Origin of the sequence: Paludisphaera soli (assembly GCF_011064595.1) — a bacterium.
Taxonomy (GTDB): domain Bacteria; phylum Planctomycetota; class Planctomycetia; order Isosphaerales; family Isosphaeraceae; genus Paludisphaera; species Paludisphaera soli.
The window spans coordinates 206,190-221,765 of record NZ_JAALJI010000001.1; the positions used below are offsets into that span (position 1 = coordinate 206,190).

Annotated in this window: 15 protein-coding genes; 2 read left to right on the forward strand and 13 right to left on the reverse strand. The window is 69.0% G+C overall.

The genetic code is table 11. The annotated features are described in order from the left end of the window. Positions 1–119 precede the first annotated feature (119 nt). The 3 genes from G6O68_RS00740 to G6O68_RS00750 are packed head-to-tail and all read right to left on the reverse strand — an operon-like array spanning position 120 to position 2,738. A complete protein-coding gene (locus G6O68_RS00740; protein WP_165243776.1) occupies positions 120–1,331 on the reverse strand; it encodes a rhomboid family intramembrane serine protease in 1,212 nt (403 codons plus the stop codon). Between the two features lie 22 nt (positions 1,332–1,353). Continuing rightward, positions 1,354–2,064: a CAAX prenyl protease-related protein gene (locus G6O68_RS00745; RefSeq protein ID WP_240910886.1), complete on the reverse strand. Its 711-nt coding sequence runs from the start codon at positions 2,062–2,064 to the stop codon at positions 1,354–1,356. Positions 2,065–2,081: 17 nt separating this feature from the next. Continuing rightward, a complete protein-coding gene (locus G6O68_RS00750) occupies positions 2,082–2,738 on the reverse strand; it encodes an HAD family hydrolase (protein ID WP_165243778.1) in 657 nt (218 codons plus the stop codon). A gap of 210 nt (positions 2,739–2,948) precedes the next feature. On the opposite strand from G6O68_RS00750, the gene G6O68_RS00755 reads away from it, so the two are divergent. After that, a complete protein-coding gene (locus G6O68_RS00755) occupies positions 2,949–3,902 on the forward strand; it encodes an aldo/keto reductase (RefSeq protein WP_165243780.1) in 954 nt (317 codons plus the stop codon). Between the two features lie 111 nt (positions 3,903–4,013). Further along, on the forward strand, positions 4,014–4,589 hold the full coding sequence (locus G6O68_RS00760) for an REP-associated tyrosine transposase (RefSeq protein ID WP_165243782.1): 576 nt from the start codon (positions 4,014–4,016) through the stop codon (positions 4,587–4,589). A 173-nt stretch (positions 4,590–4,762) separates the two neighbouring features. Here the strand turns inward: G6O68_RS00760 and G6O68_RS00765 are convergent, their stop codons facing one another. The 10 genes from G6O68_RS00765 to thrS all read right to left on the reverse strand — a co-directional run bounded on the left by G6O68_RS00765 (position 4,763) and on the right by thrS (position 15,355). Further along, entirely contained in the window at positions 4,763–5,305 is a 543-nt protein-coding gene (locus G6O68_RS00765; RefSeq protein WP_165243784.1) for a hypothetical protein, read from the reverse strand. 433 nt (positions 5,306–5,738) lie between these two features. Beyond that, on the reverse strand, positions 5,739–6,920 hold the full coding sequence (locus tag G6O68_RS00770; RefSeq protein WP_165243786.1) for a hypothetical protein: 1,182 nt from the start codon (positions 6,918–6,920) through the stop codon (positions 5,739–5,741). Between the two features lie 160 nt (positions 6,921–7,080). Further along, entirely contained in the window at positions 7,081–7,578 is a 498-nt protein-coding gene (locus G6O68_RS00775) for a YajQ family cyclic di-GMP-binding protein (RefSeq protein ID WP_165243789.1), read from the reverse strand. Between the two features lie 138 nt (positions 7,579–7,716). Continuing rightward, positions 7,717–9,021: a C4-dicarboxylate transporter DcuC gene (gene dcuC, locus G6O68_RS00780; protein ID WP_165243791.1), complete on the reverse strand. Its 1,305-nt coding sequence runs from the start codon at positions 9,019–9,021 to the stop codon at positions 7,717–7,719. 118 nt (positions 9,022–9,139) lie between these two features. Beyond that, positions 9,140–9,850, reverse strand: coding sequence for a PepSY-associated TM helix domain-containing protein (locus G6O68_RS00785; RefSeq protein ID WP_165243793.1), 711 nt, complete (start codon positions 9,848–9,850; stop codon positions 9,140–9,142). A gap of 58 nt (positions 9,851–9,908) precedes the next feature. Beyond that, positions 9,909–10,829 (reverse strand): DUF1559 domain-containing protein, encoded by a 921-nt coding sequence (locus tag G6O68_RS00790; protein ID WP_165244589.1) that lies wholly within the window; start codon positions 10,827–10,829, stop codon positions 9,909–9,911. Then, positions 10,826–11,272, reverse strand: coding sequence for a hypothetical protein (locus G6O68_RS00795; protein WP_165243795.1), 447 nt, complete (start codon positions 11,270–11,272; stop codon positions 10,826–10,828). The genes G6O68_RS00790 and G6O68_RS00795 overlap by 4 nt, the downstream gene beginning before the upstream one ends. A 524-nt stretch (positions 11,273–11,796) precedes the next feature. Further along, the gene (locus G6O68_RS00800; RefSeq protein ID WP_165243797.1) at positions 11,797–12,138 is read right to left on the reverse strand and encodes a hypothetical protein; all 342 of its coding nucleotides are present in this window, start codon (positions 12,136–12,138) and stop codon (positions 11,797–11,799) included. Positions 12,139–12,165: 27 nt separating this feature from the next. After that, positions 12,166–13,155, reverse strand: a complete 990-nt coding sequence (locus tag G6O68_RS00805) for a threonine/serine dehydratase (protein WP_165243800.1) — start codon at positions 13,153–13,155, stop codon at positions 12,166–12,168. Next, positions 13,145–15,355, reverse strand: coding sequence for a threonine--tRNA ligase (thrS, locus tag G6O68_RS00810; RefSeq protein WP_165243802.1), 2,211 nt, complete (start codon positions 15,353–15,355; stop codon positions 13,145–13,147). Before thrS ends, G6O68_RS00805 begins: the two co-directional genes overlap by 11 nt. Between the last annotated feature and the right edge of the window lie 221 nt (positions 15,356–15,576).

Genomic DNA, 15,576 nt, shown 5'->3' on the forward strand with positions numbered 1-15,576 from the left:
TTCATCCTGCCGAACGCCTTCGGAGTTTGCAAGCTCGGGAGCCGGTGTTCAGGCGTGATCCGGCGCGTTTCGGGCGAGCCTGGCGATTGTAGGAGATACGCCGAGGGCTCCCGGAGGGTTCAAATGGGCTGAACCTCGGCGTCGAGTTCGAGGACTCCCTCCTCGCGCAGATGCTCGGCGATCGCCACGAGCTTGCGGCGAGCGTCGACCAGATTCGCGGGGAGGGCCGATTCGGGGATCTGGTTCAGGGCCCGGAGCCCCGCCACTGGGCGCTCCAGGCGGCGGATCAGGATCTCGGCGAGCTTGAGGCGGATCTTCGGCGAAGGGAGGTTGGACTCGTTCAAATACGCCTGCATGACCCCCGCGGCGTCCTCCCAGGCCTGGGCGGCGGCCAGCGCCTTGATCAAGTCGACGCGCTCGGGGTCGGGGGGCCGCCAGCCCTTCAACCGGCGTCGCGTGGCCCGGTAGAATCCGATGGCCGCCTCGGTCTCCTCAGCGTCCAGGTGCGCCCGGAGCGTCCGTAGCGCCACCACGTCCGGGGCCTCGCCGGCCGCCTTCGCCTTCCGGGCCTTGGACACCTTTTTCTGGACCTTCTCGACGAGCGATTGGTGCGGCTTGCGCTTGGTCGGCCGGTGCATCGTCCCGGTCCGGCCGTGTTTCATGCGCGAGAGCAAGTCCCAGCCCTCGCAATCGACCAGATCCAGCTTCAACAGGATCAGTCCCAGCCCCACGCCCGCGATCGCCCCCGTGGCGTGGGCGAGGGCCGACGATACCGCCAGCGACTGGCTCACGGCCGAGACCAGGCTCGCCGTCAGCACTTCCCAGGCGATGTAGAACGCCGCGAACCAGATGATCGGGATCTCGGGCTGGAAGACCAGCAGACGCATGAAGCCCGAGAGGATCACCAGGCAGTACAGGTCGTTGCGCGGGGCCCAGATCATGCACAGCGCCATCAGGCCGTAGATCGCGCCCGAGGCGCCCAGCATGTGGTGGCTCCCCGCCGGGTCGGCCAGGAGCTGGATCGTGCCGCTCTGGAAAACCCCCATCGCCAGGTAGACCGCGAGGAAGCCGAAGAACCCCAGCTTGCCCTCGACGATGATCCCGAAGGCCCAGAGGAACAGCAGGTTGCCCAGGAGGTGCATGATCCCGGCGTGGAGGAAGATGTTCGTCACCCACTGGACCGGATGCACGCCGCCGCCCAGCTCCAGCATCCACTCCGTGTGCCGGCCGTACGGGTCGGCCGCGAACGCCAGGACGCAGGCGACCATCACGCCGACCGTGGCGATCGGCCGGTGGTAGATCGGGGCGTCGGTCCCCCAGGGGATGATCATGCTGGCCCTCCTCGACCGGGGCTCACCAGTATTTCCACGACCTGGTGGCGATCACGTAGACGCCGAGCGCCAGGTTCGCGACGACGTGGCTGATCACGCACGCCGAGATCGACTTCGTGTACGCCAGCAGTCCCGCCCAGAGCAGGCCCGTCAGGAACGCCGGCAGCCATTCGGGATGAGCCAGCGCGAACGCCCCCGCGCTGACGAGGGCCGCCGTCCAGGTCACCCGGCCGATGGGGACCTTCCAGAACTCCTGGTCGATCAGCCATCGGATCAGGAACGACCGCCAGAACAGCTCCTCGAACACCGGCACCAGCAGCACCAGCCCCAGCATCCGGACGAGGATGAAGCCCACCCGCGCCGCCGGGCTCAGCACCTCGGGATCGAACGCCTGACGCCCGCCCCCCATGAACGGCAGGTCGGGATAGAGCCCGTCGAGCCCGATCCAGAGGCCGACCACGACGAGTCCGGTCGCCACCGCGAGGGCGACGTCCCGCACCCCAGGCGCGGGACGAAGGTCGCTCCAGGTCGTCCGGTAGTACCACATGATCGCCGCCACCACCGCCGCCTTCGCCGCGTAGGCCGGCGGGTACCAGCCCGGGCCGGGCAGGTAGCCCTCCAGGCTGGAGAGTGCGACGTAGGCGAACATCGGCGCGATGTAGGGCATGAAGTCGCGTGTCACCGTGGGCAGCGCGTCGAACGTCTCGCGGGGGGCTTCGACCGGGGCGGACATCGGGGTTCTCCTTGCGATCAGGCGCCCAGCCGCTCGAGCAGCGCGGGGGCGTCGAGACGGGGGACGATCAGGTCGGCCAGGCCGAGGCCCTCGGCAACGCTGTGCGTGTGCGGCACGGCTACCACGAAGGCCCCCGCCGCGCGCGCCGCGGCGACGCCGGCCGGGCTGTCCTCCAGCACCATAAGACGTTCGGGGGCCACGCCGAAACCTTCGGCCGCCTTCAGGTAGATTTCCGGCTCGGGCTTGCCCCGCTCCACGTCCTCCGACCCCAGGATGAATGCGAACCGCTCGCGGAGCCCGTGCCCCCCCAGCAGCCGTTCGGCGTGGGCCCGCTTCGAGGACGTGGCGACGGCCTTCGGCACGTCGCCCCGCTCCAGCCGATCGAGCAGCGTCAGCAGGCCCGGCGTGGGCGCGGCGTCGGTGTCCAGCACGGCGAGGTAGCGTTCGCGGACGTCGGCCAGCAGCTCCTGGGGGTCGGCGTCGAGCCCGCTCATCGTCTGGAGGATGTGCCCGGCCTCGACGGCGCGCCGGCCGATCATCGCCGCCATCATCTCGGCCGTGAATCGAGCCCCGCGGGCCTCCAGCGCCTCGCAGGCGACGCGGAAGAAGAGGGCCTCGGTGTCGAACATCAGGCCGTCGAGGTCGAACGCCACGGCGTCAATCGTTGCTTGCATCGTCCTCGGAGTTCCCCGGACCCGGAAAGCCTCCCGCCCATCCCCGGGCGGTCGATCCGAAAAGCTTACCGTCTCGCCGGTCGGTTCGCATCACCGCATGGTTTGTGCACGGGAGACCGCGGCGCGTTCCCCGGCGCGCTAGAATGGCGCGAGGTCCCCCGCCCGGGGCGTGGGGACGCCGGCCAGGCCACCTTGATGCAGGAGTCGCAGATGGAAAAGCGGAAGATCGGCCGTTCGGAGCTGGAGGTCGTCCCGCTCGCCCTGGGGGGCAACGTGTTCGGTTGGACGATCGACGAGGCGGCGTCGTTCCGGATCCTCGACGCCTTCGTCGCCGCCGGCCTCGACTTCATCGACACGGCCGACGTCTACTCCCGATGGGCCGCCGGCAACCAGGGGGGCGAGTCCGAAACCATCCTGGGCAGGTGGCTCAGGCAGTCCGGCAAGCGCGACCAGATCGTCCTGGCGACCAAGGTCGGCATGGACATGGGCGACGGCAAGAAGGGCCTGAGCAAGGCCTACATCCTCCGCGCCGTCGAGGACTCGCTGAAGCGATTGCAGACCGACCGCATCGACCTCTACCAGACCCACAAGGACGAGGACCCCGGCACGCCCCAGCAGGAGACGCTGGAAGCCTACGACCACCTCATCAAGCAGGGGAAGGTCCGCGTCATCGGCGCCTCGAACTTCACCGCCGCGCGGCTCGCCGAGGCCCTCAAGATCGCCGCCGAGCACGGCCTGCCGCGATACGAGTGCCTCCAACCCCACTACAACCTCGTCGAGCGAGCCGGCTACGAGGCCGAGCTGGAGCCGCTCTGCCGCCGGGAGAACATCGGCGTCATCCCGTACTATTCGCTCGCCAGCGGCTTCCTGACCGGCAAGTACCGGAGCGAGGCCGACCTGTCCAAGTCCGCCGCGCGGAGCGGGAACGTCAAGAAGTACCTCAACGACCGCGGCTTCCGCGTGGTCAAAGCGCTCGACGAGGTCGCCGCCGCCCTGAACGCCAAGCCCGCGAGCGTCGCCCTCGCCTGGCTCATCGCCCGCCCCGGCATCACCGCCCCCATCGCCAGCGCGACGAGCGTCGAACAGCTCGACGACCTGATCCAGGCCGTGGATCTCAAGCTGGACGCCGGGGCGATCCGGAAGCTGGACGAGGCCGGCGCGTGAGGCCGTCCGCCTGAGCGTCCGGCCGCCTCGTCGAAAGGGAGCATCACGAGGGGAGCCTTGTAGGGTGGGCACCGCCCACCGCTTTGAGGCCCCGGAATGGAGGGGCGGACGTTGCCCAACTACCGTCGCGCTTACGTCCCGGGTGGCACCGTCTTCCTGACGGTCGTCACGTACCGTCGCGCGCCGATCCTCGACGGACCGGCGAATGTGGCAAGGCTGCGGCAGGCGCTCGGGCAGGTGATGTGCGAGACACCATTTCGCATCCCCGCGGCGGTTGTCCTCCCGGATCACGCGCATTTCCTCTGGTCACTCCCCCGGGGTGACGCGGATTACTCGCGCCGCGTCGGCCGGATGAAGGTCCTGTTCACCCGATCGCTCCAGGGGCGCGGGGTGGCCAGCGTCGGCACCAGTCGGTCGAGGCACCGCCACCGCGAAAGCGACGTCTGGCAGCGGCGGTTCTGGGAGCACACCGTCGAGAGCGAGGAGGAGTTCGAAGCCCTCATGGAGTACATCCATTACAATCCAGTGCGGCACGGGTTGACGTCGTGTCCCCACCTCTGGCCGTACTCGAGCTTCGACCGTTGGGTCCAAGCCGGTCTCTACCCCAAGCATTGGGGTTGTAGTTGCGACGGCCGAACGCCAGTGTTGAAGCCCAATCAGCAAGTCGAGGAAATAGCCGGCGAATGACCCCGGGGGGCGATGCCCACCCTGCTGGACTTGCCGGCGTTGGAAGCCAAGGCTGTCAGTACGGTAGTGGTGCTTGGGTCCATCGACGAAGCTCTCCCAGGTGTCGGAACGAGTGCGGCCACGCCGTCCGACGAGCCATCCTAAGTCCACCCCAGACGCCGAAACGACCGGACTTACGCTTCCTTCGCCTGTTCCGGGTCGATGGCCCAGAGCACGTTGTCCGGCCTGATGGCGACATCGACCCCGCATCCAGGGCATGTCACCTCTTCGTCGCCCGTCCACGGGTAAGTTCGAGCCTGGATGACGAGTAAACGCAGGGTGCTCACGAGGAACTTCTGACACACCGGGCAGCGGACCGACATGAGCACTGCTTCGTTATTGACCCGGTAGTTCTGGAAGAGATTCGGACCTACCCTCTGCCGCAAGATCCGCAACCGATCTTTGATGGTCGCTCGCTGCTCTTCCGGGCAGCCATGGTCAACGATGTAATGGAGCAGGCGGTCGAAGGGGAAATGGAGCGAGGTCCCCTTTCCGTCCCCCCATGCCCCGTTCGCCTGGAGGGCTGGACTGAAGCTCCGACAGTCCGGCGATATGGTGACGGCCCCCACGCCGCATTCTTGAGCTTGAGGGGTGCTGCACCACTCATCGCAGAGCCCCTGAAGACGAGTATGCCCAAGATACATCACTTCGGGGAACGGCTCGAACGGCTCCGACATGGATGTGGTCTCCAAGGCGTGTAGGATATCGACGTACAGTGTACGCCTGCTTCCGCACGAAGGCAAGCGAATGTTGCCTTCTCAGGGTTTCACCCACGAAATTCGGGGGATGGCGCATGCTGAAGACCGGCAGTGTCACCCATCTATCCCCATAACTTCAGCCATGTAGGGTGGGCACCGCCGACCGGGATTAGTCCACGGCCTAGCAGGTGGGCGGTGCCCACCCTACTGGACTTGGCCGGCGAATGATGCGGAAGTTCGTCGTCCGCACGAGGGACTGCCAAACTTCGAAAAGGAGCATCACGAGGGGAGGAAGGATGTGCCGTCCGCTTGCGCGTCGGGCTCCTCCCCTCGTGGCTCAAATCGGGGCGGAGGCTGCGGGGCCGAGGAGGTCGCAAACGACCCCGGCGGCCTTCGCCCGCGTCTCGGGAGGTCAGGCGGCGGCGGTGAGCCAGCGCTTGATTCGGCCGACTTCTTCGGCCCAGGAGTTGGCGGTCTTGCGGGCGCGGTAGGCGTCGAAGAGGAGGTCGAGCGTCTCGGCGAAGTGCCGGAGGCCGTCGATCCGCTCGCACTTCGCCTCGTAAGGGGCGAGTCGTTCCTCGGGCTTCGGGAGCTGGGCGCCGGTGACGGCGAGGCTCTCGGCCTGGATGGTGAACTCGTACTGCATGCCGTGGCGGACGACGATCAGGCCGGCCTTGCGCGGGAGCTTGCCGGACTGCAGGGCGCGGAAGGCCTCGGGGAGCCGCGTCGGCGAGTCGTCGGTCAGGCTGTCGCGGCCGGTCTCGCCGCGGGGGCAGTCCAGGGTCAGGGTCTTGGCCAGCATCACGGCGACTTCGGTGCCGTCGGAGAGCGGGATGGTGTCGCTCTCGTTCTGGAGCTGGTGCCAGAGCCAGACCAGGAACTCGTTGCCCAGGTGGTCGAGCATGTTCGGGGCCTTCTCGGCCCAGGCGACGGTGGAGAGCTGGTCGCCGCTGTCGCCGCCGTAGAGGTTCAGCGAGCCCTCGCCGAGCTTCTGCGCGACCCGGTCGGACTCGGCCAGCGACTCGTGCGAGCCCATCGCCAGCGACCCGGCGGTGATCGGCTCCAGGGGACGCTCGAAGGTCTCGCGGAAGAGCGCCGTGGCCCGCTCGACGACGTTCGAGCTGGTGGAGCCGACGTAGAGGATCTCCTGGCGGCCGTCCCAGAGGATCGGGTAGTGGTTGCTGCGGCGGAACCGGCCGTCGGAGGCCTCGGACTCGGCGCGGGCCTTGGCGGCCTCCTTCGCCTCGGTGCGCTGGGCCCTCGTCGGCGTGCCGCTCGGGTTCATGGCGGCGCGGGCGTCCAGCTCGATCTGGGTGTAGGCCTTCAGCAGGGTGCCGGGGATCTTGTCGGTGTCGACCCGGATCGAGGCGTGGAGGGCGTCGTTGATGAGGTTCTTGGCGAGGTCGAAATTGACGTCGAGGACGTGGCCGCCGCCCCCCCAGCCGGTGCTGACGCCGTCGGTCGGCTCGGCGGGGCTGTGCTTGCCGATCTTGTGGCTTTCCAGCTTCTCCAGCGTCTCCTCGGAGAACGGCAGCGGCGACGGGCCGCCCACGCGGAACCGGGTGAAAGTCATTCGTCCGTTCAGGAAGCCCATCCGTCGTCCTCCTCGATTATCCGTCCGGGCGGCCTCTCGCCGTTCCGCGAGCCCGGATCTGTTCCGCCGACCATAGGAGATCGGCGTCGGGAGGACTTCGCTTCACACCGCGGACGCCGGCAGGGCACTCGACCTTGCCGGCGCGGTGCGGTCGATTTGGTCAGGTGAAGTTGACAAACTGGAGAGGGTATTCCGGCCCGTTCTCCTTCAGGTGGGCGATCACCGCCTGGAGGTCGTCCACCTTCTTGCCCGTGATCCGGACCTTGTCGTCCATGATCTGGGCCTGCACCTTGATCTTCATCTGCTTGACCTCCTTCACGATCTTGCGGGCGTCTTCCGACTCGATCCCGGAGTGGATCGTCATCGTCTCGCGCACCGAGTCGTGGGTGGCCTCTTCCAGCTTGCCGCGGACCACGGCGTTCACCGGCACACCGCGCTTGGCCATCTTCTCCTTGAGGACCTGGAGGACGGTCTCCAGCTGCCCTTTGTGGTCGCCCGTCAGGGTCAGGGTGTTGTCCTTCTTGTTGTACTCGATCGCCGCCTTGGTCCCCTTGAAGTCGTACCGCACGGTGCACTCGTGCTGGGCCTGCGTGACGGCGTTGTGCATCTCGACCTGATTGATCTCGCTGACCACGTCGAACGAATGGTTGTCGGCCACGGCTGCTGCGGCTCCCCTCGGGCTGGCGTGTCAAGTCGATGCGCACGGCCCCCGCGGGCTCGCGCAAACCTTTACGAATACCAATCTGACGCGACGGCGGCAAGACGAGCGTCGACGCGTCTCGCGGGGGTAGGCGGCTCAGAAGATCCGCAGGACGCTCACGGCGATCATCACCGCCAGGCCGACCAGCAGCGGCGCGACGACCCGGCGGATCAGGCTGGTCCCCGGCTGGTCCGCGAGGCGCGCGCACATGGCGACCACGGCCGCCGCCGGGCTCATGGTCCGGCCGAAATGGGCGCCGAGGGCCGCCAGCGTGCCGATCCGCACCGGGTCGAGCCCGAGCTGCTCGGCGGCCGGGACGAAGAATTCCATGATCGCCACCGCCGGCGCGATCCCGCTCCCCGACACCACCCCCAGGCCCCACGGCAGGAGCGCCGAGGCCGCCGGCGCGAGCCCCGGGCGATCGGCCAGGAGCCGCACCAGCACCTGGATCAGGCCGCTGCGTCGAACCCCCTCGGCGAACGTCGAGGCGGCCACGATCAGCGAGATGACGTGCGTGTACGCGTACCCCGCCCCCTCGAAGAACTCGTGGGCCAGCCGCGATCCCGACCTCGGCGCGGCGGCCCACGCCAGCGAGACGCCGACGAGCATCGCCGACAGGATCTTCGACGGGCCCGCGAACTCGGCCAGGGGCGAGGCGTCGCCCATCGCCCCGTCGACGAACAGGATCGCCAGCGGCGCGACCGGGATCATCGCCTTGAACACATTGACGCGCGGTTCTTCGAGGCCGTAGCCGGCCGGTTCCGGCTCCACCCCCTCCCCCGCCCCGGCCCGTCGCGCGGCGAGGATCCAGAAGGTCAGCAGGGCCGCGCCGCAGGCGATGAAGTTGAGCGGGGCCTGGCGCGAGACCACGTCGTGGCCGGCGATCCCGGTCAGCTCGGAGAGCTTCCGCATCTCGACCGCGCCGGGGTTGAACAGCTCGCCCCCCATCGACGCCCCCATCAGGAGCACCGCGCCGGCCGTCGCGGCGTCGAGCCCGCCGGCCCGCAGCAAGGGGATCAGGATCGGCCCCAGCACGGCCGCCGTCCCCGCCTGGCTGACGATCGTCGTGTTGACGAGGTAGCCCGCCGCGATCCCCCCCGGCACGAGGAACGCCGGGGCCCGCCGCAGCGGCCGAAGCAGCAGGCGGACCATCTCGCGGTCGCATCCCGTCACGCGCAGGACGTAGGCGAACCCCATCGCCGAGCCGATCGGCACGATGGTCGCCGGGTTGGCCATCTCGGCGGCGACCTTGGCCGTCATCTCGACCATCCCCGGCCCCGCCGCCGCCGCGAACAAGGGGAGCGCCCCCAGCAGGAGCACCAGGCGGACGTCGACGCGGCGCACCGTCAGGAACACGACCGCGGCGAGGTCGACGACGGCGATCCAGGCGAGGGTTGTCATGGACGATTCGATCTCGGGGCGCACGACCGGGGAAACGGCATCGCCCCGATCTTGCGGCCCGACCGGCCCCCGCACAAGGGCGAGCCGCCCCGCCGTCGGCTTTCTCCCCGGCCGAGCGTCAGACCTGCGCCGCCTCGGCCGGCTCCGCGGCCCGGGCCGCCTCCAGGCGCGCGGCACGGCGGGCCGCCAGGTCCTGCAGCGCCGGATGGGTCGTCGCCGCGACGGCGCGGGCGGGCTCGGCGAGCCGTTGGCGGGCGCTCGCCCGCTTGCGCATCCAGGGCACGGCCCAGAGGTAGATCCCCGTCAGCGTCAGCAAAATGATGGTGCCGCTGGTCAGGTCCACGACGAGCTTGCCGACCGTGCCGAACAGCTTGCCCGAGTGCAGGTCGTCCACCACTTTCGCCCAGTTGATCACCCCCGCCTGGCGGGCGTCGAGGCTCATGCCGTACTTCGAGGAGACGGCCCCCGTCGTCGCGTCGATCTGGACCTCATGACCCTCGCCTTGCGAGACCTTGTACACCAGCCTTCCGCGCTCGTCCTTCAGCTCGATCTTCTCGAACGGCCCGTCCCCCAGGTGCTCACGCGACAGCTCCAGCGCCCGGGCGAAGCCTACCGGGAGGGCCGTGAAGTCGAACGAAGCGGTCAGGGCCCCGGTCGGGCCCTTCTTCGGCTCGGCTCGGTGGAAGAACAAATCCTTGTGGTTGAGCAGCAGCCCGGTGGCGGCGACCACCAGGATGAACAGCGAGAGGAAGAGGCCCCCCCACGAATGCCACTCGCGGAACTTGACCAGCAGCCAGTTCTTGTTGGCGGAGGCGGGCTTCTTCGACATCGTGCTCTCTCGGTCGGTGGGACGGATGGGCGCGTCGGCGGTCGGCTTCCCGAATCGATCAGTCGAGCGCGTCGATGATCTCGCCGTTGGCCCGCGTCAGGACGGCGCCGAAGGTCCGGGGCGAGATGGTCGCCTTGAGGAACCGGACCGAGCCGTCGCCGAAGCTGGCGTTGGCCCCGCCCGGATGGAAGGCGTAGACGGCCTGGTCGTTGCAGCAGTTGATCGCGCACGAGCCGATCCCCGCGCAGCCCCCCTGCACGAACAGCTTGGGGTCGAACCCGGTGGCGTGGCTCGCCCAGCCGGTCTTCACGTTGACGCCGCCGGTGGTCTTGCCGGACCGCCAGACCTCGGGCTTGCCGGCGCACTCCATGTACATGACGCTGTTCGACAGGCCGTCGGTCACCTGCTGGAGGTAGTTCGCGGTCTTGACCTTCTTCGTCAGCATCGCCTTGTCGTCGCCGATCCCCATCCCCAGCGATTCCAGATAGGTCTTCTCGCCGCTGCCGATCCCGCTCGGGGCCATGTAGTCGGCGGCCGAGGCGGTGAACGGCACCCCCCCCTCGGTCGCCGAGAACGAGCGGTCGGCCCTGGGCGTCGAGGGGCAGACGAAGACGGCGAGCTGGGTCTTCACCGTGGTGGCGTTCCCGGCGTCGTACCAGTTCATCGCGATGTTGTAGGTGTTGTGGAGCACGGCCTGCTCCACGTGCGGGAGCATCTGGACGCCGGGGCCGACCTTGTTGACGTTCGTGTCGCTGAGACGGTCGCCGAACGGGAGGTGGCCCTGGCTGGTCTCCAGGTTCAGCATCGCCAGCGAGATCTGCTTGAGGTTGTTCACGCACTGCATCCGGCGGGCGGCCTCGCGGGCCGCCTGAACGGCCGGGAGCAGCAGCGCGATCAGGACCGCGATGATCGCGATGACGACGAGCAGCTCGATCAGCGTGAATCCCTGGGGGGCGGAGGCGTCGCGGCGTCGCGTCATCGTCGTTTTCCTCGGGAAGGGCCCGTGAGCCGGAGCGTGGGGGGCTCCGCGGAGGCCGGGCCGGCTTGAACTTGCAGGTCGGTGCTCTCGACTCGGGAGTAGCGTTCGGGCAGGAGGTTGGGGCCCTGGTCTTCGCCGTCCTCGCCGGCCATCGGATGCCAGACGATCGTCACCTTGTAGGCGCCCTCGGGGGCCCCGTCGCCGGGATCCAGCGTGCCGGCCTCGAACGTCCCGTCCTCGCCGGTCACGGCCGTCGGCCGCCACCCCGGGCCGTCGAACTGCGGGTGGAAGACCAGCTCGGCCCCGGCGACGGGCATGTCGTTGAAGAGCAGGCGTCCCCGGAGCGGCGTCAGCGGGGGGCGTCGGTCGTCACAACCCGCGAGGCACGCCAACGTCAGGATCGCGACCACGACGCGACCGCGAGCAAATCCGGCGTCGGTCATCGCGTCGAGGATCCTCCATGCGGCGGGCGGGGCTTCCAGGACCGACGCGTGATTGAAGACATGGGGGTTTTGTGGGACTGCGACTCAATGTCAACAGGCTTAGTCTACGGGGAGACGCGGAGTCGAGTCAAGCGGGCCGACGCCGATCGCCCCTCGTTCTTCTTATCACTCCATGGACGGTGCCGGCTGGCGGACATCGACCCGTGGCCTCTCGGCAACAACCGGCTACGCCGAGCTTTCCCAGACCATCGTGACATCAGGGATGCCGCGCTTCGGGATCATCGGCCGGTGGAATCGGGCCGAGCGAATGTCGCCAGAAATCCTGCGAAAGCGCGCCGATCGAACCCAATCCAGGTGGCCCTGGATCGAATCCAAGCTTCAATCCAGAAAGGTCTTGCGGCAGATGGGTTCCATTCTCGGTCGGCGCGAACGAAGCCAATTTCCGGCACCTCGCGGTGGGGCGAACTGGTGAGTCTGGAAGCATTGGCGCCCTGCCGCATGGGAGATTTCTATCGGCCGCGAATTCAGGCGGCCTGGCCGCACTCGCACGGAGTCTCCGCCCCGATCCCCGCCCGTCCACACGAGGGGCACTCGCCGCGCCGGCGTCGGGCGCGGCCCCATCGCTCGGCGGAGTTGAATCGCTCGGAGAGCCAGGCCATCGGCAGGTACAGCGCGGCGGCGAGCAGCCCCGGCCCCCAGCCATGTCGTCGGCCGAGTGCAATGGCGGCGAGGAGCGGCGTCGCCGCGAGCACGTCCAGGAGGCCGAAGCCCTCGCAGGAGTTGCGCGGGCTGAGCCACTTCGGAGCCAGGCCGGGCTGGATCTTCAGGAGGCGGTGGAGTGGAGAAGTGGGCGACTTATTTGCCACGGGTCGAACTTCATCGGTGGCCGAGCATCAGAGCCACTGGGCCGCGAGGGTCTGGAAGAACGGGCCCACGTCGACGTTGCCGCCGCTGAGCACCGCGCCGATCCGCCGGCCTTGCAGGTCGAGCCGGCGTTCCAGGATCGGGGCGACGACGACGGCGCTGGAGGGCTCGACGACGATCTTGAGCCGTTCCCAGAGGAAGCGGAGGGCGTCGAGGATGCCGGCCTCGCTCGCGGTCTCGATCCGGTCCACCCGGCGGGAGACGACGGCGAAGGGGCGTGCGCCCAGGCTGGTGCGAAGGCCGTCGGCGATGGTCCGTGGGTCGCCCGAGGGCTCGATCCGGCCCGAGGCCAGCGAGCGACGGGCGTCGTCGGCTCGCTCGGGCTCGACGCCGATCACGAGCGTCTGCGGCGACCGGGCCTTGACCGCGAGGGCCGTCCCGGCGATCAGCCCGCCGCCGCCGACGGGCACGATCACGGCGTCGAGCGGGCCGGCCTGGTCGAGCAACTCCCAGGCGGCGGTCGCCTGGCCGGCGATGACGTTCCAGTCGTCGAACGGATGGACGAGCGTCAGCCCCTTGCGGGCGATCTCGTCGGCCACGGCGGCTTCGCGGGCGGCGAGGGTCGGCTCGCAGAGCCGGATCGACGCGCCGTACCCGGCGGTCGCCGCCTTCTTGATCTCGGGCGCGGTGCGGGGCATGACGACCGTGACCGGGATCGCCAGCAGCTTCCCCGCGAGGGCCAGCGCCTGGGCGTGGTTCCCCGAGGAGTGCGTCACCACCCCCGCCGCCTTGCTCGCGTCGTCGAGCTGCAACAGGGCGTTCATCGCCCCCCGGAACTTGAACGCCCCGACGCGCTGGAGGTTCTCGCACTTCAGGAAGACCGAGGAGCCGGCCCGCTCGTCGAGCGTCCGCGAGGTCATCACGGGCGTGACGCGGGCCCAGGGCTTCAGCCGCTCGACGGCCTCGCGGATCTGCGGCTCGCCGATCGGTACGGCGGCCGGCGCGGCCTCAATACTCATGGTTGGCGCCCGACTCCTCGCCTGTCGTCGCCGGGGCGAGCGGGGCGGCCTGGTGGAAGGTGCGTTCGTCGTCCTCCTTGCGGACGCGGGCGAGGGCGTCTTCGAGGCTCATGACGCCGAGGTCGCCGGCGACGCGGTCGCGGTAGGCGACGTTGCCGGCCTCGGCCTCCTTGGCGCCGACGACGAACATCACGGGGGTCTTGTCGAGCTGGGCGTCGCGGATCTTGGCCCCGATCTTCTCCGGGCGGTGGTCCATGGAGGCGCGGAAGCCGGCGTCGGTCAGCCGCTTGAGGACGCTCTCCGCGTAGTCGGCCGCCTTGTCGGAGATCGGCAGGATGCGGACCTGCTCGGGCGCGAGCCAGAGCGGGAAGGCCCCGGCGAAGTGCTCGATCAGGATCCCCATGAACCGCTCCATGCTGCCGAACGGCGCGCGATGGATCATGACCGGCCGATGCGGGTGGTTGTCGGCCCCGATGTACTCCAGGCCGAACCGCTCGGGGAGTACGTAGTCGAGCTGGACCGTGCCGAGCTGCCACTGGCGGCCGATGCAGTCGCGTACGATGAAGTCGGCCTTGGGGCCGTAGAAGGCCGCCTCGCCGGCCGCCTCCTCGTACGGCAGGGCCATCTCGTCGAGGACCGAGCGGATGTCTTCCTCGGCCTGGCGCCAGGTGTCGCCGGCGGCCCCCTGGTACTTGGGGTCCTCGGGGTCGTGCTTGGAGAGTCGGAGCTTGTAGTCGGTCAGGCCGAGCGACCCGAGGATGTGCTGGGTCAGCTCCATGGTCGACCGGAACTCGCCGCGGACCTGCTCCGGGGTGCAGAACAGGTGGGCGTCGTCCTGGGTGAAGCCCCGGACGCGGGTCATCCCCGACAGCTCGCCCGACTGCTCGTAGCGGTAGACGGTGCCGAACTCGGCCAGCCGCAGCGGCAACTCGCGGTAGCTCCGCGGCTGGGCGGCGAAGATCTGGATGTGGTGCGGGCAGTTCATCGGCTTGAGCAGGTATTCCTCGAACTCGCAGGTCTGTTCGAGGTAGCCGATCCGCTCCGCCACGCTCATCTCGAAGAACGGCCGGGTGAATTTCGTCTCCGACGAGGCGTCGGGTAGGCGTTCGGGGATGCCCGCCTTGCCGAGCAGCACGCGCTGGGCGTCGTCGTCGAGGCTGCCGGCGATCAGGCCGTCGAGCAGCTCCTTGGCGGAGGCGTCGGCCGGCATCTTGAGGGTCGGGAACTGCGAATCCTTGTAGTACGGATAGTGGCCGCTGGTCTTGTACAGGTCCACCTTGCCGATGTGCGGGGTGTAGACCGGCTGATACCCGCGCTTGATCAGCTCGGCCTTCATGAAGGTCTCGAGCAGGCCGCGAATGACGGCGCCCTTGGGCATCCAGAGGATCAGGCCGGGGCCGACCAGCTGCGAGATCGTGAACAGCCCCAGCTCCTTGCCGAGCTTGCGGTGGTCGCGCTTGCGGGCCTCCTCGACCTGGGCGAGATAGGCGTCCAGCTCCTTCTTGTCGAAGAACGCAGTGCCGTAGAGCCGCTGGAGCATCGGCCGGTCGGTCCGCCCCTTCCAGTACGACCCGGCGATGGAGAGGAGCTTGAACGCCCCCACCTTGCCGGCGTTGGGGATGTGCGGCCCCCGGCAGAGGTCCACGAACTCCCCCTGGCGGTAGAAGCTGAGGACGCCGAACTTCGCCAGCTCCTCGTCGATGTGCTCCACCTTGAGGGTCTGGCCGAGGTCGGCGACGAACTCTCGGGCCTTGTCGGCCGGCAGGCTGAACCGCTCGAAGGGCTCGGCGTCCTTGGTGATCTTGGCCATCTCGGCCTCGATCGCCGGGAAGTCGTCCTCGGAGATGCTCCGGCCGTCGACCTCCATGTCGTAGTAGAAGCCGTTGGTCGTGGTCGGGCCGAAGGCCAGTCGGACGCCCGGGAACAGCCGCATGACCGCGCGGGCCATGATGTGCGCGGTGGAGTGCCGCAGCACGTCCAGCGCCTCGCGGTCGCGGGACGTGAGCAGGCGCAGCTCGATCGCCTCGCGCGTCGGGTCGCCGTTCTCCAGCGGGCGGTCCAGGTCGACGATCGTCCCGTCGACGACCGCGGCGACCGACGCCTCGGCCAGCCGCTTGCCGATCCCGGCGGCGACCTCGCGCGGGCTGGTCCCCTCGGGATATTCCTTGACCGACCCATCCGGCAGCTTGATCTGGAGCATCTTCGACCGAGTCTCCGCTCTCCCCGAACCCCGCGCGGGCCGGGGCCTCCCCCGCGCTCGCCACAAGCCCCCAAGCGTACCCGACGGGCCGACCGCCGCACAATGTCAAGGGGGTCGGCGGCCGCCGGCGACGGCGACGGCCGGGCTTGCGGATTGCCAGGCCGGACGGCCCGGGTTACCTTCCTTGGTCTGGCGGGTCCGGTGTCGCGGCCCCGGATCCC